This window comes from Flavobacteriales bacterium (assembly GCA_030584065.1).
Classification (GTDB): Bacteria; Bacteroidota; Bacteroidia; order Flavobacteriales_F; family PHOS-HE28; genus PHOS-HE28.
This window is the reverse complement of record CP129489.1, coordinates 1,950,465-1,972,293: the sequence shown is the minus strand read 5'-3', so window position 1 is coordinate 1,972,293 and position 21,829 is coordinate 1,950,465. Positions and strand designations below refer to the sequence as shown.

Sequence of the window (21,829 nt, the reverse complement as noted above, 5' to 3'; positions counted from 1 at the left end):
GCCAAGTCCAGATGCGGTCCGAGTTCATCAAGCCTAAGTTCAAGGGGGAGCGCTTCGACCAGCACTCCTTGCCGCTGGATGTGGCCAGCGACCTTGCGGCCTATCAGAACCTGGTCATCGAGCTGGCCAAGCGCCTCTATCTGAAGGATCATCCCGAACGGCAGCGAACACCGAAGGGCTTCAGCAATGCGTTCGAGCTGCATGTAGAACGTGTTGAGGAGGGTAGTGCGATCGTCCCCTTGATCGCATTGACCGCAGCCCTGACCTCAGAGCCGAATGCACAACAGTATTTCGACAGGGCGCGGGAATTGGTGACCGAGTGCATCGCTGCCCCACTGGACCAACTACCGGAAGAATTCCCGGAGGATCTGTTGAGCTACTTCAATCAGGTGGGTAGTTCGCTTCGCGAAGGGGAAAGCTTGGAGTTACCGCGGAAAGGTGGCGGAGAAGCGGTGCTTACCCCCAAGCGGCGCAAGGATATGGTGTTGGCACGCAGTAAAGTGTACGAGCGACCTGTTGAACTGGCTGGATACATCGGCGAGATCGATTGGGAGCGGAAGACCTTTCGATTGCGCCTTACGGATAATTCCTCTGCCATTGTTCCGCTCGCTACATCATTTGAGCAGAAGGCACGGCAGTATGGTGGCACTTCGCGCCACATGGTGGTGGTGAAGTGCGTGGCCAGTTTCGATTCATATGAGCGGCTTCAGAGCGTGGACCACGTTGAAGCCTGCAGTCTTCAGCTGAACCATGAGCTGGCTGGCAAATTGGAGGCCTTGTCGGTCCTTCAGAATGGTTGGTATGATGGGCTGGGCAAAGCCCCCGACGCTAAGGCACTCTCCGAACTCTCGCGCATGCTGGTCCGACACTACCCTGCGCATTTGAAGCTGCCGGCCGTGGTGCCAACACAGGACGGCAACCTTTTGCTGGAGTGGAACGGCCATGGTGAGCCTGCAGTAGATGTGGACCTATCGACCATGCATGCCGCCTTTCAGCGATTTGCTCCGGATGGCACCGACATCGAAGCAGCGTTCACGTTGCGCACGGATGAGGATTGGAAGAAGTTCATGGCGTTCCTGAACGATCATATCCCCGCGAGCGAATGACCGAGGAGACGATACTCTTGCGGCAGGTGCATCCTTCCTTTCTGGAGAATGGGGAGGCCACCAGTCAAGCCTTCTTCCCCTTTCCGAAGGACAAGGGCCTTTTGTCCGTGGATGATGGCGACCTGACCACAGCCGCCGCGGCATTCACCCATTACACCGAGAAGCGGAAGCTGGAGTCAGCGGGCACATGGGGTGTTTCGTGTGCTGAGGTGAAGTCTGCGGAACTGGACTACCGAGCGGACCCGGTCGCTGAGGACAAGGCACAAGGGATACCGGCCAATCCGGCTCATGCGGTCGTTGATTTTGGAGAACGTGACGAGAAGGCTTGCAGGAAGCTGGCCCGCAAGCTCAAGGCGTACGCAAACTCACGCAAGCGTCTGCATCCTGAAGCTTGATACGATCCCTCACGGAACGCCCTGCCCGAGCGAAGTCCCACGTTAGCGTAGGATACTGAGTAGCGACGGTGGGGCTTTTCTTTTCCGCATCTTGCAAGTGATGAAAGCGAACAGATCAGGTTCCTTGTTCAAGCCATGAGCACCACCCTTCCCTTCATCCTGCACATCCTGGTGGCCGATGGCGACCCGGATGGGCTGCGCGTGGTGGAGCGCAGCAACTGGAACGGCAAGGCGGTGATGTTCCCGCGCCCCTTATACACCGCAGTTCGCAAGCGCGAGGAGTTCCAGCAGCCGGGCGTGTACCTGCTCATAGGGCCCCGCGCCGACGGCGAGGGCGAGACCATCTACGTGGGCGAGGGCGACCCCGTGTACCACCGCCTGGAGAGCCACTACGCCAACAAGGATTTCTGGACACGGGCGGTCTTCTTCGTGGCCGGTCCCGGCCAGCTGAACAAGGCCCACGTGCAATACCTGGAGGCCCAGCTGATCCAACGCGCCCGCGCCGCCAAGCGTGTGCCGCTGGAGAACGCCAACAGCCCCGCCGAGCCCACCCTGAGCGAGATGGACCGCGCCTACCTGCAGGTGTTCCTGCAGAACCTGCTGGGCATGCTGCCGGTGCTGGGCATCACGGCCTTTGAGCAGACGCAGGCGCCCGCCGCCACCGAGGAGGAACTGCCCCTGCTGCATTGCGAGGGCAAGGGCATCACCGGCAGCGGCTACGATGCGCCGCAGGGCTTCATCGTGCGTGCCGGGTCCTTCGCCGCCACCACCTTCACCAAGAGCGTGGGCGAGCACTTCCCCTACGTGGTGCAGCAGCGCGAGGACCTGCTGAAGAGCGGTGTGCTGGTGACCGATGGCGACAAGCTCCGCTTCACACAGGACTACACCTTCAACAGCCCCAGCATGGCCAGCACCATCGTACTGGGCCGCCCCAGCAACGGCCGCACGGAGTGGAAGGATGGGCAGGGGCGGACGTTGAAGAGCATACAGGAGGGGCAGGCGGGGGGCTGACCACACTGGGTACGCCACGCCCCAGCGTGGCAAGTACCACAACGCAGCAACACCCGGTACGCCACGCCTCAGCGTGGCCCATTACCACCAAGGAGCAGGTAACAATGGACGAACCACTACACCGGGATGATGGGACCGGGCTGACGCCCGGTGGAAACGCGGCCGGGCTGGAGCCCGGTAGGAAGAGTGCCGGGCTGGAGCCCGGCGAGCCCAGTGGTGGTGGGGCTGGTAATGGGGCCACGCTGGGGCGTGGCGAGCCCAGCAGTGAAAAGATCTGGACCGACCGCGGCTACATGCCGCACGTGAACAGCCCGGAGCTGGTGCAGCACGTGAGCTACCACCTCGCCGACAGCCTGCCCAAGGAGGCTGTGGCCGCGATGGATGAGCAAATGAAGAGTCTGCCGCCCAAGCTCCGCGATGCCGAAAAGGAGAAGCGCATCGCCGCTTACCTCGATGCAGGTAAGGGTAGCTGCATCCTCCGTGTGCCTGAGCTGGCCGACATGGTGCAGGAAACCTTCCTCCACTTCGCCGGTGCCCGCTACCACCTGCACGCTTGGTGCGTGATGCCCAACCACGTGCACGTGCTCTTCCAACCCACCAACGGCTGGACGATGAGCAAGATCGTGGCGTCGTGGAAATCGTACACCGGGAGGAGGATCAGCGAATACGCGAAGGCGAACGGGTGGGGCGCTGGGCTATCTGCCACGCTGGAGCGTGGGCATGCAGGTGCCACGCTGGTGCGTGGCGTACCCAGCGTTAACCCCACCCGCGTGTGGCACCGTGAATACTGGGATCGCTACATTCGGGACCACGCACATTTCGCAACAGTTGTGAGTTACATCCACGAGAACCCGGTGAAGGCGGGATTGGTGAAGAAGGCCGGGGACTGGCGGTGGTCCTCTGCGTATCTGGCCACGCTGGAGCGTGGCGAGCCCAGTGGAGAATGAACGAAGCCGAGACCCGCGCCGAACTGATCGACCCTGCGCTGCGCGCGGCGGGTTGGGGCGTGGTGGAAGGCACCCGGGTGCGGCGGGAATTCAAGATCACCTTGGGTCGGCTGCAGGGCGCGGCCGGCAAGCGCAACGCCGCCGACATCGCCGATTACATCCTGGAATACCGGGGCCGCATGGTGGCGGTGGTGGAAGCCAAGAAGGCCAGCGAGCCGGTAACACAGGGCCTCGGCCAGGCCAAGAAGTATGCGGACAAGCTGAACCTGCGGCATGCCTTCAGCACCAACGGCAAGGGCATCTACCAAGTGGATATGCTCACGGGCCGGGAGGGTCATGTGGAGGCGTGGCCTGCGCCGGAGGAGTTGTGGAATGTGCTGCAACCGGCCACGCTGGAGCGTGGCGAGCCCAGTGGAGGGGCCACGCTGGGGCGTGGTGAGCAAAGTGTGGATTGGCAGGAGCGTTTCGGCGCTGTTCCCTTCGAGGACAAGAGCGGAAGCTGGCAGCCGCGCTACTACCAGGACATCGCCATCCAGCGGGTGCTGGACTCCATTGCTCAAGGCAAGGACCGCATCCTGCTCACCCTGGCCACCGGCACGGGCAAGACGGCCATCGCCTTCCAGATCGCGTGGAAGCTCTTCCATGCCCGGTGGAACATGCACCGCGACGGGGAGCGACGCCCGCGCATCCTCTTCCTCGCCGATCGGAACATACTGGCGGACCAGGCCTATAACGCCTTCAGCAGCTTCCCCGAGGACGCGCTGGTGCGCATAGACCCGAAGAGCATCAGGCGCAGAGGACAAGTGCCCACCAACGGCAGTGTGTTCTTCACCATCTTCCAGACCTTCATGTCGGGTCCGGGCGATACGCCCTACTTCGGCGAATACCCGCCCGACTTTTTCGACCTCATCATCATTGATGAGTGCCACCGTGGTGGTGCCAACGACGAGAGCACATGGCGTGGGATCCTGGAATATTTCAAACCCGCCACCCAGCTGGGCCTTACCGCCACGCCCAAGCGCGATGTGAACGCCGACACCTACCGCTACTTCGGCGATCCGGTCTACACCTACTCGCTGAAGGAGGGTATCAACGATGGCTTCCTCACGCCCTTCAAGGTGCGCCGCTACCGCACCAACCTGGACAATTATGTCTTCACCGGCGAGGATACCGTGGTGGAAGGGGAAGTGGAACTGGGTGAGGTATTCGAGGAGGATGAGTTCAATGTGACGGTGGAGATCGAAGCCCGGGAACGCTTCCGTGTGCTGCAGTTCCTGAGCAGCATGGACCCGCGCGAGAAGGCGATCGTGTTCTGTGAGAACCAGGCGCATGCGGCGCTGATCCGCGACCTCATCAACCAGGAGAAGAAGATCGCCGACCCCAACTACTGCCACCGCGTGACCGCCAACGACGGCGATATCGGTGAGCAGCACCTGCGGGAGTTCCAGGACAATGAGAAGAGCATCCCCACCATCCTTACCACCAGCCAGAAGCTGAGCACGGGTGTGGATGCGCGCAACGTGCGCCATGTGGTGCTGCTGCGCCGCATCAAGAGCATGGTGGAGTTCAAGCAGATCATCGGCCGGGGCACACGCCTCTACGATGGCAAGGACTACTTCACCATCCACGATTTCACCCGCAGCCACGAACTGTTCCAGGACCCGGAGTGGGATGGCGAGGAGATAGCGCCCACCGAGCCGTTGGAGCCTGGGGGCACCGAGCCGAAGCCCAAGAAGGAGCCCGGGGAGCGGCCCGAAGAGCCGGAGGAGCCGCGACGGAAGGTGCGCATCAAGCTGGCCGACGGCAAGGAGCGCCAACTGCGGGCCACGGTGGAGACGAGCTTCTGGAGCGCGGACGGCAGGCCCATCAGCGTGGAGGAATTCATTCGCCAGCTCTACGGCGAACTGCCGCGCTTCTTTGGCACGGAAGACGAGCTGCGCAGCATATGGAGCCTGCCGGACACCCGGAAGAAGCTGCTCGATGAGCTGGCGGAGAAGGGCTTTCCTTTGGCGCAGTTGCAGGAGCTGCAAAAGATCATCGATGCACAGCACAGCGACCTGTTCGACGTGCTGGCGTACATCGCTTACAGCACGCCCACGCAGGAACGCGCCGAACGTGCCGCACAGGCCCGCGCACATTTCGACCACTACACCGACCAGCAACGTGCCTTCCTCGACTTCGTGCTGCACCAGTACGTGCAGACGGGTGTGGAGGAACTGCAACCCGAGAAGCTTCCCATCATCCTGCAACTGAAGTACAAGTCCATCCCCGACGCCACCCATGCGCTCGGCGACGTTGCCCGCATCCGGGAGACGTTCGTGGGGTTCCAGAAGTGGTTGTATGGTTCCGCTTGATGAATTGACCGCACCATGAACAGGACGAAAGGACAAGCCAAGCCTGAGCAGGGTCTCACGCAGTGGACCCTAAACTCGGTAGCATGATGAGCCGGTGGCCTCCCCTCACCGCCACCCCACCGTCCCCCCGCACAACCACCACGTCCTTCCAAAGCCCATATCCCGCAACACCTGCGCGGCCTGGGCACTGCGCCCGCCGCCGGTAGCGCACACGGTGATGATGCGCTCCCGGGGCGACCAGCTGCGCGCGCGTTCTGTAAGCTTCCCCTGTTTTCGGGCCGATCATAACTAGAGGCTCCTGGGGCATAGGTTTAGGATCGGATGGGCGCTGGCGGCCGGTAGCCAAGCGCCTTGTGTGGGCGGTGATGGTTGTAATCGGTCATCCACTCATCGGCCTTCTCGCGCACCTCGTCCAAGGTACGGAACACGTAGGCGCTGAGCAGTTCACGACGGATGCTGCCGTTGAGGCGTTCGATGTAGGCGTTCTGGGTGGGCTTGCCTGGCTGGATGTAGGTCAAGGTAATGCCGTGTTCGCGGCACCAGTGGTCGAGCTTGGCGCTGATGAACTCCGGGCCGTTGTCCACGCGGATCATCTTGGGCAGCGGACGCACTGCTTTGATGCGTTCCAGCACGCGTATCACGCGCAGTGCGGGCAGTGAGGTGTCCACCTCGATCGCGAGCACCTCCCTGTTGTAGTCGTCGATCACATTTAGCAAGCGGTAGGTCCGGCCGTCCCAGAGGCTGTCATGCATGAAGTCGATGCTGTAGACCTGGTCCGGACCAGCAGGACGGAACAGCGCCTGCTTCACCCGTGCAGGCAGCCGTTTCTTGGCCCTGCGACGAATGTTGAGGCCCAGACCGGTGTAGACCCGATACACCCGCTTGAAGTTCCACAGGTGACCCATCAAGCGCATCCGATGATGGCTTTGCCACACCCCGATGGCCGGGTGCTTCTGGGTGAGCTGTTCCAAGACCTGGATAATGGGCGTGTCATCCGCTGGGGTCTTGCAGTACTGCGCGGTGCTGCGCGCCAAGCCCACGCTGCCGCAGGCTTGGCGCTCGGAGATGCTGTGCTCCTGTATCATCGCCTGAACGATCTCGCGCTTCTCGTCAGGCGCCCCACTTCTTTTCCACCACCTGCTTCAAGGCATCATGCACCATGCTCAGCTCGGTGTACATGCGCTTCAGGCGGCTGAGCTCCTCCTGCAGGTCACGCAGCTGCTTGACCTGGTTGGGCTCCATGCCGCCATACTTGGCCTTCCATTGGTAGAACGTGGCGTTGCTGATCCCGTGCTCGCGGCACAGGTCGGCCACCTTCGAGCCAGCCTCGTGACGCTTGAGGATGGCGATGACCTGATGCTCGGTGAACTTGCTCTTTCTCATGGCTACGTGTGGTTGAATGTAGCCCCTGGCCGGCCGAAGCGATCCTTGGCCCCGCGGGGCCAAGGATCACTTCACCTCCAGCAATGAATGGCCGAACTTCGGGGAAGCTTACACGAGGACGACAAGGGCTACCTGCACAAGTACAGCATCGCCGACAGCATCAGCGACGGTACCACGCTACCCCTGTACTACAACCTGGCCCCCAACGACCTGCTGGTGCCCCACGAAACGCTGGACAAGGAGTTCCTTTCGCTGGCCGAAGCCGAGGGCCTGGCGGACATCGAGCACCTGAACAAGGTGCTGGACCGCGCCGTGAACCTGAAGAACTTCCTGAAGGGCAGGGAGCGCATCCCCAAGGTGGCCGAGTTCGTGGCCAAGCACTACACCGAGAACGTGGAGCCGCTCGGCTACAAGGCCTTCCTCGTTGGCGTGGACCGCGAGGCCTGCGCGCTGTACAAGCACGCCCTCGACAAGTTCCTGCCGCCCGAGTACAGCGCCGTGGTGTACACCGGCAACAACAACGACAGCGCCGCGCTGAAGGAGTGGCACCTGGACGAGAAGAAGGAGCGGCAGATCCGCAAGGCCTTCACCAAACTGGACCAGCAGCCCAAGATCCTCATCGTTACCGAGAAGCTGCTCACCGGCTACGACGCGCCGCTGCTCTACGCCATGTACCTGGACAAGCCCATGCGCGACCACACGCTGCTGCAGGCCATCGCCCGGGTGAACCGTCCGTACGAGAACGAGCAGGCCGAGATGGTGAAGCCCCACGGTTTCGTGCTGGACTTCGTGGGCATCTTCGACAAGCTGGAGAAAGCCCTGGCCTTCGACAGCGAGGAGATCAACGCCATCGTGAAGGACATCGCCCTGCTGAAGGGCCTGTTCAAGAACAAGATGGAGCAGAAGGTACCCGCCTACCTCGCGCTGGTGGGCGGCCGCTTCGACGACCGCGACGTGGACGCGCTGATCGAGCACTTCCGCGACCCCGAGCGCCGCAAGGAGTTCTTCAAGGAGTACAAGGAGGTGGAGATGCTCTACGAGATCATCAGCCCCGATGCCTTCCTGCGACCCTACATCGAGCCCTACGCCACGCTCAGCGCCATCTACGACGTGGTGCGCAAGGCCTACACCAAGCGCGTGGAGGTGGACCGCGACTTCCAGCGCAAGACCAACAACCTGGTGCAGGAGCACGTGGGCACCTACAACGTGAACGCGCCGCTGGAGCTGGTGGAGATCAACGAGCGCACCATCGAGCTGATCAAGCAGAAGAATGCGGGCGACGGCACCAAGGTGATCAACCTGATCAAGAGCATCGAGAAGAAGGCCGAGTCCGAAAGCGACGACCCCTTCCTGATCGCCATGGCCGAGCGTGCCAAGGCCGTCCAGGAGAGCTTCGAGAACCGCCAGACGGGAACCAAAGAGGCCCTGGACGACCTGCTGCGCCTGGTGCAACAGAACGAGGACCGCAAGCGGGAGCAGGCCGAGAAGGGCTTCGACGGGCTCACCTACTTCGTGTACCGCACCCTGCTGGATGCGCAGGTGCCCGAGAGCGAGACCGTGAGCCGCAAGATCAAGGACGCCTTCGTGGCCTTCCCGCACTGGAAGACGAGCGAGAAGGAACTGCGCGAGCTGCGCGCCAAGGTCACCTTCGCCATCTACAGCCAGGTGGACGACCCCGAGGCCGTGGCAAGATTGGTGGATGACCTGTTCACGTTGTTGGAGAAAGCGGACCGCATCTGATGGACACCAAGGCCGCCTTCAAGCAACGGGTCCACGACTGGGCCGCCAAGCTCCAAGTGGAGGTGGTGTGGCTGGGCATCCGCCCCATGCGCCGCAAGTGGGCCAGCTGCTCCATGAACGGGCACCTGAACTTTAACGATGAATTGCTCTCCATGCCAACCCGCTTGCAGGATTATGTCATTGTGCATGAGCTTCTGCACCTGCGCGTGCCCAACCACGGGAAGCTTTGGAAAAGCTTGATGCGTGGGTATTTGGGGGAGTGGGAGGTGGTGCGGAAGGAGCTTGATGCCATGCAACTGGAAACAGCCTGAGATACCTTCGGTGCACATGGAACTCTGGCAACAGATCGGAACGGTTCTCGGCGTAGTGGTCATCGTCGCTGGCTTCCTTGTCTGGCATTTCCGGAGCATCCACGCACTCAAGGATCAGATACATGCTCTTGAGAAGAAGTGCGAAGGGTATGCTACCAAGGATGGTCTCAATGACCTTCAACTCGAGATGAAGAATCTTGAGCGAACGGATGCGCTTCAGCAACAGACCATTGACCAGCTGAAGGAGTTGTTCCCTGCCCTACTCGCGGCCATGAAGCAAACCGTAGAAAAGCAGAACCCATGAATCAGCTGGATTACATGCGGCTGGCGACCCTGGGTGAGAAGGTCAGGGCTGGTTCGGCTACCAATCAGGAGCGCGATGAATACATGGAACTCCTCTATCGCAATGGAAGCATCACCCGGCAGCAGTACAACGATTACCGCGCAGGCCGGAATGCTGATGAGATCCTCAATGCGGCTTTGGCTGTTGGGGCAATCATCCTAATTGGCCACTTGCTGAAGGCAATATTCTCAAAGTAATTCCTCAAAGCGCGTTCCTCCGCAGGGTCTCCCGCAGGGGACCCTGCACCAGGTAGCATGTTGAACCGGTGGCCTCTCCTCACCGCCACCCCACGGTCCCCCCGCACAACCACCACGTCCATCCAAAGCCCCTATCGCGCAGCATCTGCGCGGCCTGGGCGCTGCGCCCGCCGCCTTTGGCGCACACGGTGATGATGCGCTCCCGGGGCGACCAGCTGCGCGCACGCTCCAGCAGTTCGGTGATGGGATGTTGATGGCCTGGGGCACCAGGCCGCCAGCATGCACGGCGGGGATCGCACAGCGGCGCTGCGGATGCGGGGCAGGTGTGCCTTCCAAGGGCAGGCCCAGGGGGCACAGGCCGCCCTTACTTGGCCAGGAAGGCGGAGTACATCCACACCAGCTTTTCCTGCGCGCGGATGTAGTCGCTCATGAGGGCATTGGTCCCCTCGTCCTTGGCGTCAGCGCTCAGTTCCAAGAGCTCGCGCTGCAGCAGGATCACGGTCTTGAAGGCCGCCAGGACCTCCTTTACGGCGGCGACCCCGTCGCTCACGTGCCTGCTCTCCTTGATGGTGGCCACCTTGTGGTAGTGCGAGTAGTTGTGCTCGGGGGTACCGCCCAGGGTGAGGATGCGCTCAGCCACATCGTCGATCTTCAACAGCAGGTCGTTGTACAGCTCCTCGAACTTCAGGTGCAGTTCGAAGAACTTCTCGCCCTTGATGTTCCAGTGGTAGCCCCGGGCGTTCTGGTAAAAGACGGCGTAGTTGGCCAGCAGCCGGTTCAACCCGCTCACGAGCTTGTCGGCTTTCTTCGCATCCAGGCCGATGGTGTTGGTCTTCTTCATGGGAAAGGGTGTTGATCGTGATCGCTCAGGGGTTGCCCTGTTGTGTTGTTCTGTTCCTGCGGCCACCGGACTCCAGCGGCCATGCGCCGTCCCGTCCCGGGGGCCTTGTTCCTGGTCCTTAAAGATCGGCAGGTGATCCCTGCCACGGTGCAAGGTATGCGGTGGGCTTTGCAGCCGGGGTGAGCCGGGTCACACAGGCCTGTGCAGGGTAACCCATACCTGAGCAGGGCCTCACGAAGTGCACCCTGCGCCCCAGACCTGTGCCGGGTCTCCCGCTGGGGACCCTGCACCAGGTAGCCTGGTGAACCGGCGGCAGCTGCTCACCGCCACCCCACCGTGCCCCCGCACAACCACCACGTCCGTCTGTAACCCATGTCCCGCAACACCTGCGCGGCCTGGGCGCTGCGTCCGCCACCCTTCGCGCACACGGTGATGATGCGCTCCTTCGGTGGTTGTGCCAACGGGAACCTGTCAGCCTCGGTTCGTTCCAAGGATGCGGTTGGTGATGTGCCTTGGCCGATCAAGAACGACGTGCCGGTAGAACACCCATGGCCACGCTGGAGGCCACATTGGGACTGTCCGGGTTCACGTCGATGGTGCGTGTCTTGGGGATCACCACCAGATCCATGTCCTCCATGGGAATGGCCCCCATCAACACCTGGTCGCCGAGCACCAAAGCCCCTGCGAACCCGGTTCTGTTCTTGAAGCGGATCTCGATGGGACCCACATAGGGCACCAGCTTGCGGCTCCCATCCGCCAGGGTCACTTCCTTCTGGTCAATGGCTTCCAGCTTCAGCTGAATGCGCACATGCTCGGGGATGCAGAGATGAACGGCCCCGGTATCCACCAAGGCATTCACGGGCACGGGCTCCAACTCCGGTAGGCGCGGGTTCTTCAGAATGAGGTGGCCGTTCACGAGTGCCATGCCCCTAATTTAAGCCGTTGCGAGGGTATGTCCATGAACGTGCTGCATGGAGCTGCGGAAGGTGATGCAGCTGGTGTTGTGGTATTCTGCAAGGTATGGGGCCGATCACCGCCACCCCAACGTCCCCCCGCACAACCACCACGTGCGTCCGAAGCCCATACCTGAGCAGGGTCTCCCGCAGGGGACCCTGCGCCATGTAGCATGGTGTACCGGCGGGCTCTCCTTACCGCCACCCCAACGTCCCCCCGCACAACCACCACGTGCGTCCGAAGCCCAGGTCGCGAAGGATCTGCGCGGCCTGGGCGCTGCGCCCGCCGCCCTTGGCGCACACGGTGATGATGCGCTCCCGGGGCGACCAGCTGCGCGCGCGTTCCAGCAGTTCGGTGAGGGGGATGTTGATGGCCTGCGGCAGGTGGCCGCTGGCGTACTCGGCGGGGCTGCGCACGTCCACCACGCGCACACCGGGTTGGTCCAGCAGCGGTTTCAGGTCGGCGGGCTCCAGGCACTTGCGTTCGCTGGGCATGCGCAGCCACACCACCACGCCGCTGCCCACGGTGACCGCGCCGATGGCGAGGATGGAGGCCGTGATGCCGAAGCGGTCGGCGATGAGGCCGGTGAGCAGCGCGCCGATGGTGAACGCGAAGCGATGCGCTATGGAGCTCTTCCCTGGCAAGGTGCTTCGGTAGAACGGTGTGGCCGTGACGCCATGCAAAGACCAACCAAGAGCCGATGCGGGTGGTGGATAAGTTCCTTGCAACGGTTCGGTTCCGATGCTTTAGATCGGCCTAACTTGGTGGTAAGATCCACCTTATGCGTCACCTCGCCTGGCTACTGCTCCTCTGCGCCTTGAAGGCTAACGCGGCGCTTTCCGTCACACTGAACGTCTTCAATGACGCCTGCGGCAACGGCACCGGCTGGATCCACGCCATCGTCAGTGGCGGACAAGGCCCGTACACGTATACGTGGAGCCCCGCTCCGCCCATCGGGCAGGGTACCAGTACTGCGCGGGAGCTGTTCGCGGGGAGCTACACCGTCACGGTCGAAGATGCGCTGGGTGGTACTGCCATGGCCACGGGCACGGTGCAGGCCATCGGCACCTTGTTGCCGGGCAACACCTTCACGGGCGCTGTGACCAGTTGCGATGGAGCCTGCAACGGCAGCGGTGCGCTGAGCTATTTCGGCTTCGCCTGGGGCGGTGCTCCGCCACACAGCGCAAGTGTCACCCCCGGTGGCAGCGGCAGCGTGGGCGCGAACAACGTATTCCTGAGCGGCCTTTGTCCGGGCACCACGTACACCTGCACCGTGACCGATGCCAACGGCTGCGCGAGCACGTTCAGCAACATCGAGGTGATGGACCTGAGCACACCGGTGCTTCAGAACGTGGTGGTGACGCCCAGTTGCGCGGGTGGGGAGACGGGCAGCGCGGTGCTCACCTTCGATCAGGTGGGCATCGTGAGCATGTTCTTCTGGACAGGGCTCTTTACCTACTACTATCCCAATGGCAACCAGGTGACGATCGACCACCTGGCTCCGGGGGACTACGGCGTGGAGGCCTACCCCTTCGATCCGAGCGGAGGGGGCGCGCCGCCAATGATGGGCTCCTGCGGCGCGCTGGTGCAGTTCACCATCCCCGTGAGTGCGGCTCCCTGCGGCCAGGTGGATGGCACAGTGTATGTTGATCTCAACGGCGATTGCATCCAGGACCCCGGTGATGTGCCCTATCCCTGGCGCGTGGTGCAATGCGCCCCCGGCGGGCATTACGAGCTCACCGATGGCGCGGGATACTACAGCGAAGCGCTGCCCTATGGTGTGTACACCGCCACCATCGCCGATGCGGGCAACCATGCGCCGCTCTGTCCGGCCGTGCTGCCTGCGCCCTTCACGCTCAATGCCGTCACGCCCAACGTGACGATGGACATGGCGCTGCAGCCGCTCTACGGCCCGGACATGGAGGCGGTGCTCTGGTCCGGCACGCCGCGACCGGGCTTCACGTTCGGCTATGGCCTGCGCGCGCTCAACAACGGTGCGTATTCCTTCGGCCCCTTCACCGCAACGCTGGACTACGACCCGGTGCTCAGCTACGTGAGCAGCAGTATGCCGCCCACGGTGAACACGCCCGGGCAATTGCAGTTCACGGTGCCTTCGCTCACTGCCTTCGGGCAGCTGAACATCGCGGTGGTGCTGCAGGTGCCCCCCGACCCGTTGCTGATCGGTACGAACGTGAACGCCACGCTCACGCTGGCGCCATCGCCCGCGGATGCCGATCCGGTGAACGATGTGGCAACGCTCAGTACCCTGGTGGTGGGCGCCTACGACCCGAACGATAAGTTGGTGAGCACGAGCTCGCGCCTGAGCGGGTCGCACTTCTTTCTCGATGCCGATACGTCGCTGGCCTACACCATCCGTTTCCAGAACACGGGCAACGCAGAAGCACTGCATGTGCGCTTGGTGGACACGCTGTCGCACGTGCTTGATGTGGCGAGCTTGCGGATCCTTGGCGCAACACATGCCTTTGAGGCGCGCTTGGAGAGCGACTCCATCCTCATCATCGACTTCCCGGACATCATGCTCCCTGATAGCACCAGCGACCTGATGGGCAGCCAAGGGGCCTTCTCCTTTGCCATCGCGCCACACCCTTGGATAGTGCCCGGTACGGTGCTGGCTAACAAGGCCGATATCTACTTTGATGTGAATCCGCCTATCCGCACGAACACGGCTACCGTGGTGGCGGAGCTCAGCACGCGCGTTCCAGCGCACCAGGCATCATCGCTCGTGATCGCTCCGAATCCAGCGAGCGACGAGATCCGTTTGCTGTTGAGCTCGAGCGGCACGGGGCAATGGCTCGTCCACGATGCTCAGGGTCGCGTGGTGTTGCAAGGCCGATGGTCTGGTTCCCTCAGTTCTCTCGACGTGGGCAGGCTTCCGACCGGCCTCTATACCGCAGCGGTGATCACCGAGCACGGTCGGGCAGTAGCGCGCTTCGCGAAGGAGTGAGCCGATCCTCGGATCTCCGCGAAGGCTCCCATTCAAGTTGTCGGGTGGAAGGTCACTTACCCATCCTCACCGCCACCTCACCGTTCCCCCGCACAACCACCACGTGCGCCCAAACCCCATGTCCCGCAGCACCTGCGCGGCCTGGGCACTGCGCCCGCCGCCCTTGGCGCACACGGTGATGATGCGCTCCCGCGGCGACCAGCTGCGTGCGCGCTCCAGCAGTTCGGGCAGGGGGATGTTGATGGCCTGGGGCAAGTGGCCGGTGGCATACTCCTCGGGGCTGCGCACATCCACCACGCGCACACCGGGTTGGTTCAGCAGCGGCTTCAGGTCCTCCGGTTGCAGGCACTTCCTTTCGCTGGGCATGCGCAGCCACACCACCACGCCGCTGCCCACGGTGACCGCACCGATGGCGCCGATGGAGGCGGTGATGCCGAAACGGTCGGCGATGAGGCCGGTGAGCAGCGCGCCGATGGCATAGCCCAGGTCGCGCCACAGGCGGAACACGCCCACGGCCTCGCTGCGCTGCTGCGGATGCGTATGCGCGGCCAGCACGGCCAGGAAGGTGGGGTAGACCAGCGCGGTGCCCAGGCCGAGCGCGGCGCTGAGCGCGATGTAGGCGCCCTGGGCATGCACGAAGGGCAGGCCGAGGATGGCCACGCCTTGCAGCACCATGCCGATGATGAGCAGGGAGCGGCGGTTCACCACATCGGCGAGCTTGCCGGTGAAGAGCTGGCCGAGGCCCCACACGGCGGGGTACACGGCGGCGATGAGGCCGATGCGGTCGGGGCCGAGGCCCTCGTGCAGCAGCAGCACGGGCAGCAGGCCCCACAGCATGCCGTCGTTCAGGTTGTTCACCAGCCCGGCCTGGGTCACGGGCCCCAGCGTGCGGTGCGTGAGGCTGGTCTCCACGAACACGCGCTTCAGCTTGGGGAGGACGCTGGTGGCGCCCTCGGCCGCCACGTGGTGCACGGTGTCCTTCACCCACAGCAGGGTGAGCAGCAGACCGACCACCGCGATGCCGATGCCCACCTGGAAGGGCACGGGACGCGGTCCGTAGTGCGCGGCGAGGTAGCCGGTGAGGAAGGCCATCGCCCCAACGGCGAGGTAGCCGGCGAACTCGTTGAGGCCCATGGCGAGGCCGCGGTCCTTTTCGCCCACGAGGTCCATCTTCATCACCACGGTGCTGCTCCACGCGAAGCCCTGGTGGATGCCCAGCAGGATGTTGGCCGCCACCACCCAGGCCCACGCATCGGCGTAAATGAGCAGGAAGGGAACGGGAAGTGCGAGCAGCCAGCCGGTGACGAGCAAGGCCTTGCGTCCGTAGCGCCCCGCCAGCCGGCCGGTGAAGTAGTTGGCCAGCGCCTTGCTGACGCCGAAGGCCAGGATGAAGCTGAGCGCGGCCGCGTGCGAAGCGATGCCGAACTCCAGCTCGGCGAGCACGGGCAGCACGGTGCGTTCGATGCCCACCATGCCGCCCACGAAGGCGTTGACGATGACGAGCAGGGTGAACTGCTTCCAGTTGGCGCGGAGGCCGAGAGTGGTGGACTGGGCCATGGCAGGTTGCGTTGACCGCTAGATGATGCCCGTTGCGAGCATCACAGAGATGGCGAGGATCAGCACACCTACGGTGAGCTGCACGCCGCGCATGGTCACCTTGGGGATGAGCTTCTTGCCCCACCAGGCACCGAGGAAGGCCGCGAGCGTGCTGGCCAGCAGCAGCAGGCCTTGTTCCTGCGCGACGGCCTCCAGGTCCTTGGTGGCGTAGGCGGGCAGGCGGGTGAGGTCCACCAGGCAGGCGATGGCGACGCCGCTGGCGATGAAGGCCTCCTTGGCGAGTCCGCTGCGCAACAGGAAGAGGCTGCGCAATGCACCCTGGTGTCCGCTGAGTCCGCCGAAGAATCCGCTGATCAGTCCGCCGGGCACCATCCAGCGCGGTGGCAGGGAGAGCGTGTTGAGGGTCTTCGAGAGCTCGAACAGGCCGAAGACGAGCATCAGCCCGGCGATGACCAGATCGAGCGGGTCCACGGGATGGACCAGGCCTTGGTAGAGCGCATCACGCGCGCCCAATAGCAGCATGAGCCGCGCGCCGAGGTAGGCCCCCACGATGCCCGGCACACCGAAGCGCAGCACGGTGCTCCAATGGATGTCCTTCCACAGCAGGCCCAGCTTGAAGAGGTTGTTGAGCAGGTGCACCACCGCCGTGAGCCCGATGGCCACTTCCAGCGGGAAGAACAGCGCGAACACCGGCAGCAGCAAGGTGCCCAGCCCGAAGCCGCTGATCAGCGTGACCAGCGAGGCGGCCAGTGCTACAGCGGGGATGAGGAGGTGGGAGGCGTCCATGGGCGCACCGCGGAATCAAGCGCCGTACTTGAGGATAATCCCGATCTGCCCGGCATGGTAGGCCGTGTGCGTCACGATGCGGCCCAGCGCTTCGGCCTTGGTCTTCTTCCCGAATTCCTTCGTCTCGATCACGGTGTCCCAGTCGGCTGCGCTCGTTGCTTCGATGGCACGGCGCAGGGTATCGGCGCTCTGCTGCACGTAGGTTTTCAGTGCGGCCAGGTCGGTCCACTCGCCGGTGTCGTGCCCCTTCGCAACGGTACTGGCATGCACGTTCACGCCTTGCAAGCCGAACACGTTCTTGGCGAAGAGCAGTTCCACATCGCCGATGTGCCGCACCAGGAAGCCGATGCTGTTGGGCGCGGGAGCGAGCTTCTTCGGCAGGTCGGCCTCGGTGAGCTTGTCCAGCAGGTTGGTGAAACGGGTGCGGCCTTCGGTGAAGAGGGCGAGGAGGGAGGCGGTGCGGGCGTCCATGGCTTGAAGATATCCCTATGCGGCATCGTACTTCCACCGCTTGGCGATGCGTACGAGATGCAGCATGATGGGCACTTCGATCAGCACCCCCACCACGGTGACGAGCGCCGCGCCGCTGTTCAGCCCGAAGAGCGCGATGGCCACGGCCACCGCCAGCTCGAAGAAGTTGCTGGCGCCGATCATGCTGGCCGGAGCGCAGGTGCGGTAGTTCAGTCCCAGCCAGCGACCACCCTTCCAGCTGAGGAAGAAGATGAAATAGGTCTGCAGCGCGAGCGGGATGGCGATGAGCAGGATGTCGAAGGGGTTGGCCAATATCTTCTGGCCTTGGAAGGCGAAGAGCAGGATCAAGGTCAGCAGCAGCGCGGTGATGGAGAGCGGCTTCAGCGCGGGCAGGAAGCGGGTCTTGAACCAGGCTTCGCCCTTGGTGCGCATCAGCCAGCGGTGGGTGAGGTATCCGGCCACCAAGGGGATCACCACGAAGACGATGACCGAGGTGCTGAGCACGCCCCAGGGGATGGCGATGCCCGTGATGCCGAGGAGCAATTGCACGATGGGGATGAAAAGCACGAGCAGGATCAGGTCGTTCACGCTGACCTGCACCAGCGTGTAGTTGGGGTCGCCGCCGCTGAGGTAGCTCCACACGAAGACCATGGCGGTGCAGGGCGCCGCGCCGAGCAGGATGGCTCCGGCGATGTATTCCTGCGCCAGCTCGGGCGTGATCCAGGCCGCGTAGAGCTTGGTGAAGAAGACCCACGCGAAGAAGGCCATGGTGAAGGGCTTGATGAGCCAGTTGACCACCACGGTGAGCCCAAGCCCTTTCAGTTGCGGACCGATACGCCGCACGCTGTCGAAGTCCACCTGCACCATCATGGGGTAGATCATCAGCCAGATGAGGATGGCAACGGGGATGTTCACCGTGTTCACCTCGAGGTCGGCGATGACCTGCATGCCGCTGCCGGCCACCTGGCCCAGGGCGATACCTGCTGCGATGCACAGCAGCACCCAGGCGGTGAGGTACTTCTCGAAGAAGCCGATGGAGGGTCGGGAGGAGTTCATCGAGGAGTCGGTTCATTCACCACAGAGGCACGGAGGACACAGAGAAAAGATGAGCAGGTGCTCCGGCATAGGTGCTCCGTGCCCTCTGTGCCTCTGTGGTGAGCTGTCAACGCGCGGCCTGCTGCATCACGTACCACAGTTCCGCCGCGATCTGCAGGCAGCGCTCGTCGTAGCGCGTGGCCTCCTCGGGCGTGCCATCAGCCTCCTTGGGGTCGTTGTAGGGCAGGCTGATGCGGTCCATGGCGCCGAACACGATCGGGCAATTCTTGTCCGCCTCCGAGCAGGTCATCACCGCGCAGAACTCTTTCTGCGGATTGGCGGGGTCGTTGTACACCTTGCTCCAGCAGCGTTCCGCCGCGCGGTCCTTCGCGAACGACACCTCGTACATCGGGTTCTTCCCTTCGGGCTTCACCACCTGGAATCCAGCGCGCTCCACCGCCGCCACCGCACGCGGGTTGAAGGCCGTGGCCTCCGTGCCGCCGCTGTAGGTGCGCACATGGTCCTGACCAAAGCTCCAGGCCGCGGTGGCCGCCCACAGCTGGCTCAGGTGACTGCGCCGGCTGTTGTGCGTGCAGATGAAGGTGAGGTCGGCCGTGGCACCGGCGGCCTTGCGCTCCTTCACGAAGGCCGCGATGAGGTCGAGGCTTTCCTTGCGCTCGGCAGGGATGGCGGTCATGGCGGGCACCACACGGTCGTCCACATAGCGTTGCAGGTCGGGGTACAGGGTGCGGTCCATGGGTGCGTCAGGCAAGAGCAGCGACAGGAGCAGGGTGGGAAGCAGCATGGTGGCAGAATCGTACGCTCAGCAGCAGCCCGCGCCCAGGTCGCAGCCCGGCAGGGCATGGATGCCTTCGGGGTTGGCGGGGGTGGGGGCCTTCAGGGCCTGCTTTTCCGCTTTGGGCGCGCAGCAGTCCACGCTGCTCTTGCGGGCAAACACGGTGATGCTGAAGATGCCCGTGCCGCTGGCCTTGAAGGCGGCGAGCTCCTCGGCGTTCAGGTAGTTCGTGAGGATATCGTCCGGCACCACGATGGGCTTGCGCTTCTGTACGGTGATATCCTCGAAGCCCAGCTCGCGGATGATGCCGAGGTATTCGCTCTCCTGCAGCGCGCCGCTCACGCAACCCGCGTACATCTCGGCTGCGCCCTGGATCGCAGGGGGCAGTTCGCCCACCAGCACCACATCGCTGATGCTGAAGTGCCCGCCGGGCTTCAGCACGCGCAGCACCTCGCTGAACGCCTTCCGCTTGTCGGGCACCAGGTTCAGCACGCAGTTGCTCACCACCACGTCCACCATGCAGGCGGAAAGGGGCAGCGCCTCGATGTCGCCCTGCCGGAACTCCACGTTCTGGTAGTCCAGCTTGCGGGCGTTGTCCCTGGCCTTGGCGATCATCTCGGGGGTGAAGTCCACGCCGATCACGCGCCCATCGGGACCGGTTGCCGCGCGGGCCACGAAGCAGTCGTTGCCGGCGCCGCTGCCGAGGTCGAGCACGGTGTGGCCGGGGGTGATCTGCGCGAACTCCGTGGGGAGTCCGCAGCCCAGGGAGAGGTCGGCGTCGGGGTTGTAGCCCGCGAGCTTGGTGTAGTCGTCGCTCATGATGGTGGCCACCTCGGTGCTGCAGCCGCCGGCGCCGCAGCAGCTGCTGGCGTTGGTGGCCTTGTCCTGGCGGGCGATCTCGGCGTACTTGGCGCGGACGAGGTCCTTGGTCTCTTGGGGGGTATTCATTGGTTGTTGCTTGTTGGGGCGCGTCATGACGCGCCCGTACGCGTCGTTGGGGCGGATCATGATCCGCCCATTGCTTGTTCTAGCAGCAGGTATCGATGGGTTTGTAGGCGGCGAAGAGCTTGGCGAAGGCGGCCTCCGCCTTGGCCCAGGCCTTGGGTTCGATGCAGTAGCACACGCTGGTGCCTTCCACGGTGCCGGTGATCAGGCCGGCATCCTTCAGCTCCCGCAGGTGCTGGCTGATGGTGGCCTGCGCCAGTCCCAGCTCCTCCACCAGGCTGCCGCACACGCAGGCGTTCTGTTTCAAGAGGTACTGGAGGATGGCGATGCGCGCGGGGTGTCCCAGCACCTTGGCCCAGGTGGCCAGCTGGTTCTGCGGCGCGGTGAAGAGGTCGGTCTTGGTGACGCCCATGGAGGATGCTGAATAGATCGCAATATTACGATATAGAGGCGAATCATCGGCAAATGCCGATGAATATCCCCGTTCAGGATGGGAAGGCTACTTGGGCGCGTTCCGGTAGATCCAGGCGCCGATGAGGGCGTACCCGATGTTGGGGATCCAGACGGCCAGGAAGGGGTCGAGCCCCGCATTGGTGGCCGCCACCGTGGTGAATTGCACCACGAAGAAGTACACCAGCACCAGCATGACGCCGAGCGCGAGGTGGAGTCCCGTGCCGCCGCGCACCTTGCGGCTGGCGATGCCCACGCCGATGAGCGTGAAGATGTAGGTGGCCAGGGGATAGGCGGTGCGCTGGTGCTTCTCGATGAGGTAGGGGCCCACCTTGCCGTCGCCCTGGCGCAGCTTCTTCTCGATGTAGGCGTTCAGTTCGGGCGTGCTCATGGCCATGGCCATCTCCACGCGCTGGCCCAGGTCCTCGGGGCGCAGGGGCAGCACGGTGTCGAGGAGGGCGCCGCGCGTGAGGCGGTCGCCCTCGGGCCCCATGGTGCGGGCGCTGTAGTTGATGATGCGCCAGCGGCCGCCCAGGCTGTCGTACTCGGCACGGTCGGCATCGAGCTTGCTGCGCAGCGCGCCGTTCTCCCACCGCTCCAGGCCGAAGGTGTAGAGGGTGCGCTCCTTGGCGCCGTAGCGCTCGCAATAGGCGATGGTGCCCGGCTCGATCTCGCGGTGCAGGTGCCGGTCCTTCACCGAGAAGGTGACGCGGATGTAGGCTTCCTCGAAGGCGAGGCGCACCTCGTTGGCCTTGGGCAGCACCAGGTGGTTGATGACCAGGGAGAGGATGGTGAGGAGCGTTGCGCCCAGGAAGTAGGGCCACATGATGCGCGGGAAGCTCACCCCGCTGCTGAGCATGGCGATCACCTCGCTGCGGTGCGCCAGCCGGCTGGTGAAGAGCAGCACCGCGAGGAAGGTGAACAGGCCGCTGAACCGGTTGGCGTAGAACACCACGAAGTTGACGTAGTAGTCGAGGATGATCTCGCCCGTGGTGGCCTTCGTTCCGGCGAAATCCTCGGTCTTCTCACTGAGGTCGAAGACCACCGCGATGAGCATGATCAGCACCAGCATGAAGAAGAAGGTGCCGAGGAACCGGCTCAGGATGTAGCGGTCGAGGATGCGGAGCATGTGCAGGGCTATCGCGCAAGGGCCTGCGCACGGGCCACGGGCCTCGGGCTGCGGGCTGGATCCGGGACAAGCCCGCGGCCCGAAGCCCGAAGCTGAACGTCGATGTGGCGCAT

Annotated in this window: 22 protein-coding genes; 10 read left to right on the top strand and 12 right to left on the bottom strand. The window is 63.6% G+C overall.

Features of this window, described 5'->3' with window-relative positions:
* Window positions 1–11: 11 nt before the first annotated feature.
* The 5 genes from QY325_08510 to QY325_08490 all read left to right on the top strand — a co-directional run bounded on the left by QY325_08510 (window position 12) and on the right by QY325_08490 (window position 5,813).
* Window positions 12–1,106: a hypothetical protein gene (locus tag QY325_08510; GenBank protein ID WKZ64810.1), complete on the top strand. Its 1,095-nt coding sequence runs from the start codon at window positions 12–14 to the stop codon at window positions 1,104–1,106.
* The gene (locus tag QY325_08505) at window positions 1,103–1,501 is read left to right on the top strand and encodes a hypothetical protein (GenBank protein WKZ64809.1); all 399 of its coding nucleotides are present in this window, start codon (window positions 1,103–1,105) and stop codon (window positions 1,499–1,501) included. The genes QY325_08510 and QY325_08505 overlap by 4 nt, the downstream gene beginning before the upstream one ends.
* Before the next feature lie 135 nt (window positions 1,502–1,636).
* Window positions 1,637–2,512, top strand: a complete 876-nt coding sequence (locus QY325_08500) for a GIY-YIG nuclease family protein (GenBank protein ID WKZ64808.1) — start codon at window positions 1,637–1,639, stop codon at window positions 2,510–2,512.
* Window positions 2,513–2,616: 104 nt separating this feature from the next.
* Window positions 2,617–3,459, top strand: a complete 843-nt coding sequence (locus QY325_08495) for a transposase (protein ID WKZ64807.1) — start codon at window positions 2,617–2,619, stop codon at window positions 3,457–3,459.
* Complete coding sequence (locus QY325_08490) at window positions 3,456–5,813, top strand: DEAD/DEAH box helicase family protein (GenBank protein ID WKZ64806.1); 2,358 nt, start codon at window positions 3,456–3,458, stop codon at window positions 5,811–5,813. Before QY325_08495 ends, QY325_08490 begins: the two co-directional genes overlap by 4 nt.
* A gap of 311 nt (window positions 5,814–6,124) precedes the next feature.
* Here QY325_08490 and QY325_08485 read toward each other — a convergent pair.
* Window positions 6,125–7,196 (bottom strand): IS3 family transposase gene (locus tag QY325_08485; GenBank protein ID WKZ64805.1). Its coding sequence is split into 2 segments (ribosomal slippage): window positions 6,125–6,932 and window positions 6,931–7,196, totalling 1,074 coding nucleotides; the frame shifts between segments, so codons are not numbered across the junction.
* An 87-nt stretch (window positions 7,197–7,283) separates the two neighbouring features.
* Here QY325_08485 and QY325_08480 point away from each other — a divergent pair.
* Genes QY325_08480 through QY325_08465 form a run of 4 tightly spaced genes read left to right on the top strand, consistent with a single transcriptional unit; the run spans window position 7,284 to window position 9,787 of the window.
* On the top strand, window positions 7,284–8,936 hold the full coding sequence (locus tag QY325_08480) for a hypothetical protein (protein ID WKZ64804.1): 1,653 nt from the start codon (window positions 7,284–7,286) through the stop codon (window positions 8,934–8,936).
* Window positions 8,936–9,247 carry a M48 family metallopeptidase gene (locus tag QY325_08475; GenBank protein WKZ64803.1) on the top strand — a complete coding sequence of 104 codons (312 nt, stop codon included), beginning with the start codon at window positions 8,936–8,938 and terminating at the stop codon, window positions 9,245–9,247. The genes QY325_08480 and QY325_08475 overlap by 1 nt, the downstream gene beginning before the upstream one ends.
* Window positions 9,248–9,263: 16 nt before the next feature.
* Window positions 9,264–9,551 (top strand): hypothetical protein, encoded by a 288-nt coding sequence (locus QY325_08470; protein ID WKZ64802.1) that lies wholly within the window; start codon window positions 9,264–9,266, stop codon window positions 9,549–9,551.
* A complete protein-coding gene (locus QY325_08465) occupies window positions 9,548–9,787 on the top strand; it encodes a hypothetical protein (protein WKZ64801.1) in 240 nt (79 codons plus the stop codon). The genes QY325_08470 and QY325_08465 overlap by 4 nt, the downstream gene beginning before the upstream one ends.
* A gap of 364 nt (window positions 9,788–10,151) precedes the next feature.
* Here QY325_08465 and QY325_08460 read toward each other — a convergent pair whose 3' ends face one another.
* The 3 genes from QY325_08460 to QY325_08450 form a co-directional block, all read right to left on the bottom strand.
* Window positions 10,152–10,628, bottom strand: a complete 477-nt coding sequence (locus tag QY325_08460) for a Dps family protein (protein ID WKZ64800.1) — start codon at window positions 10,626–10,628, stop codon at window positions 10,152–10,154.
* 520 nt (window positions 10,629–11,148) lie between these two features.
* Window positions 11,149–11,553: a clan AA aspartic protease gene (locus tag QY325_08455; GenBank protein ID WKZ64799.1), complete on the bottom strand. Its 405-nt coding sequence runs from the start codon at window positions 11,551–11,553 to the stop codon at window positions 11,149–11,151.
* Between the two features lie 223 nt (window positions 11,554–11,776).
* On the bottom strand, window positions 11,777–12,226 hold the full coding sequence (locus QY325_08450) for a rhodanese-like domain-containing protein (protein ID WKZ64798.1): 450 nt from the start codon (window positions 12,224–12,226) through the stop codon (window positions 11,777–11,779).
* Window positions 12,227–12,363: 137 nt separating this feature from the next.
* Here QY325_08450 and QY325_08445 point away from each other — a divergent pair, with 137 nt between their 5' ends.
* Window positions 12,364–14,547, top strand: coding sequence for a T9SS type A sorting domain-containing protein (locus tag QY325_08445; protein WKZ67943.1), 2,184 nt, complete (start codon window positions 12,364–12,366; stop codon window positions 14,545–14,547).
* A 66-nt stretch (window positions 14,548–14,613) separates the two neighbouring features.
* Here the strand turns inward: QY325_08445 and QY325_08440 are convergent, their stop codons facing one another.
* The 8 genes from QY325_08440 to QY325_08405 form a co-directional block, all read right to left on the bottom strand.
* Window positions 14,614–16,104, bottom strand: a complete 1,491-nt coding sequence (locus tag QY325_08440; protein ID WKZ67942.1) for an MFS transporter — start codon at window positions 16,102–16,104, stop codon at window positions 14,614–14,616.
* A gap of 18 nt (window positions 16,105–16,122) precedes the next feature.
* On the bottom strand, window positions 16,123–16,890 hold the full coding sequence (locus QY325_08435) for a sulfite exporter TauE/SafE family protein (GenBank protein WKZ67941.1): 768 nt from the start codon (window positions 16,888–16,890) through the stop codon (window positions 16,123–16,125).
* Between the two features lie 15 nt (window positions 16,891–16,905).
* Window positions 16,906–17,361 (bottom strand): DinB family protein, encoded by a 456-nt coding sequence (locus tag QY325_08430; protein WKZ67940.1) that lies wholly within the window; start codon window positions 17,359–17,361, stop codon window positions 16,906–16,908.
* Between the two features lie 15 nt (window positions 17,362–17,376).
* On the bottom strand, window positions 17,377–18,417 hold the full coding sequence (gene arsB / locus QY325_08425; protein WKZ67939.1) for an ACR3 family arsenite efflux transporter: 1,041 nt from the start codon (window positions 18,415–18,417) through the stop codon (window positions 17,377–17,379).
* A gap of 106 nt (window positions 18,418–18,523) precedes the next feature.
* Entirely contained in the window at window positions 18,524–19,201 is a 678-nt protein-coding gene (locus QY325_08420; GenBank protein WKZ67938.1) for a protein-tyrosine-phosphatase, read from the bottom strand.
* A gap of 18 nt (window positions 19,202–19,219) precedes the next feature.
* Window positions 19,220–20,140, bottom strand: coding sequence for an arsenite methyltransferase (locus tag QY325_08415; protein WKZ67937.1), 921 nt, complete (start codon window positions 20,138–20,140; stop codon window positions 19,220–19,222).
* Between the two features lie 79 nt (window positions 20,141–20,219).
* Window positions 20,220–20,549, bottom strand: a complete 330-nt coding sequence (locus tag QY325_08410) for a metalloregulator ArsR/SmtB family transcription factor (GenBank protein ID WKZ67936.1) — start codon at window positions 20,547–20,549, stop codon at window positions 20,220–20,222.
* An 87-nt stretch (window positions 20,550–20,636) separates the two neighbouring features.
* Window positions 20,637–21,716, bottom strand: coding sequence for an LptF/LptG family permease (locus QY325_08405; GenBank protein ID WKZ67935.1), 1,080 nt, complete (start codon window positions 21,714–21,716; stop codon window positions 20,637–20,639).
* Between the last annotated feature and the right edge of the window lie 113 nt (window positions 21,717–21,829).

Coding starts and splice junctions, on each gene's coding strand:
- QY325_08465 (WKZ64801.1), top strand. CDS start 9,548: ATGAATCAGCTGGATTACATGCGGCTGGCGACCCTGGGTGAGAAGGTC.
- QY325_08460 (WKZ64800.1), bottom strand. CDS start 10,628: ATGAAGAAGACCAACACCATCGGCCTGGATGCGAAGAAAGCCGACAAG.
- QY325_08475 (WKZ64803.1), top strand. CDS start 8,936: ATGGACACCAAGGCCGCCTTCAAGCAACGGGTCCACGACTGGGCCGCC.
- QY325_08415 (WKZ67937.1), bottom strand. CDS start 20,140: ATGAATACCCCCCAAGAGACCAAGGACCTCGTCCGCGCCAAGTACGCC.
- QY325_08495 (WKZ64807.1), top strand. CDS start 2,617: ATGGACGAACCACTACACCGGGATGATGGGACCGGGCTGACGCCCGGT.
- QY325_08430 (WKZ67940.1), bottom strand. CDS start 17,361: ATGGACGCCCGCACCGCCTCCCTCCTCGCCCTCTTCACCGAAGGCCGC.
- QY325_08435 (WKZ67941.1), bottom strand. CDS start 16,890: ATGGACGCCTCCCACCTCCTCATCCCCGCTGTAGCACTGGCCGCCTCG.
- QY325_08500 (WKZ64808.1), top strand. CDS start 1,637: ATGAGCACCACCCTTCCCTTCATCCTGCACATCCTGGTGGCCGATGGC.
- QY325_08420 (WKZ67938.1), bottom strand. CDS start 19,201: ATGCTGCTTCCCACCCTGCTCCTGTCGCTGCTCTTGCCTGACGCACCC.
- QY325_08480 (WKZ64804.1), top strand. CDS start 7,284: ATGGCCGAACTTCGGGGAAGCTTACACGAGGACGACAAGGGCTACCTG.
- QY325_08445 (WKZ67943.1), top strand. CDS start 12,364: ATGCGTCACCTCGCCTGGCTACTGCTCCTCTGCGCCTTGAAGGCTAAC.
- QY325_08410 (WKZ67936.1), bottom strand. CDS start 20,549: ATGGGCGTCACCAAGACCGACCTCTTCACCGCGCCGCAGAACCAGCTG.
- QY325_08470 (WKZ64802.1), top strand. CDS start 9,264: ATGGAACTCTGGCAACAGATCGGAACGGTTCTCGGCGTAGTGGTCATC.
- QY325_08440 (WKZ67942.1), bottom strand. CDS start 16,104: ATGGCCCAGTCCACCACTCTCGGCCTCCGCGCCAACTGGAAGCAGTTC.
- QY325_08510 (WKZ64810.1), top strand. CDS start 12: ATGCGGTCCGAGTTCATCAAGCCTAAGTTCAAGGGGGAGCGCTTCGAC.
- QY325_08505 (WKZ64809.1), top strand. CDS start 1,103: ATGACCGAGGAGACGATACTCTTGCGGCAGGTGCATCCTTCCTTTCTG.
- arsB (WKZ67939.1), bottom strand. CDS start 18,417: ATGAACTCCTCCCGACCCTCCATCGGCTTCTTCGAGAAGTACCTCACC.
- QY325_08455 (WKZ64799.1), bottom strand. CDS start 11,553: ATGGCACTCGTGAACGGCCACCTCATTCTGAAGAACCCGCGCCTACCG.
- QY325_08490 (WKZ64806.1), top strand. CDS start 3,456: ATGAACGAAGCCGAGACCCGCGCCGAACTGATCGACCCTGCGCTGCGC.
- QY325_08405 (WKZ67935.1), bottom strand. CDS start 21,716: ATGCTCCGCATCCTCGACCGCTACATCCTGAGCCGGTTCCTCGGCACC.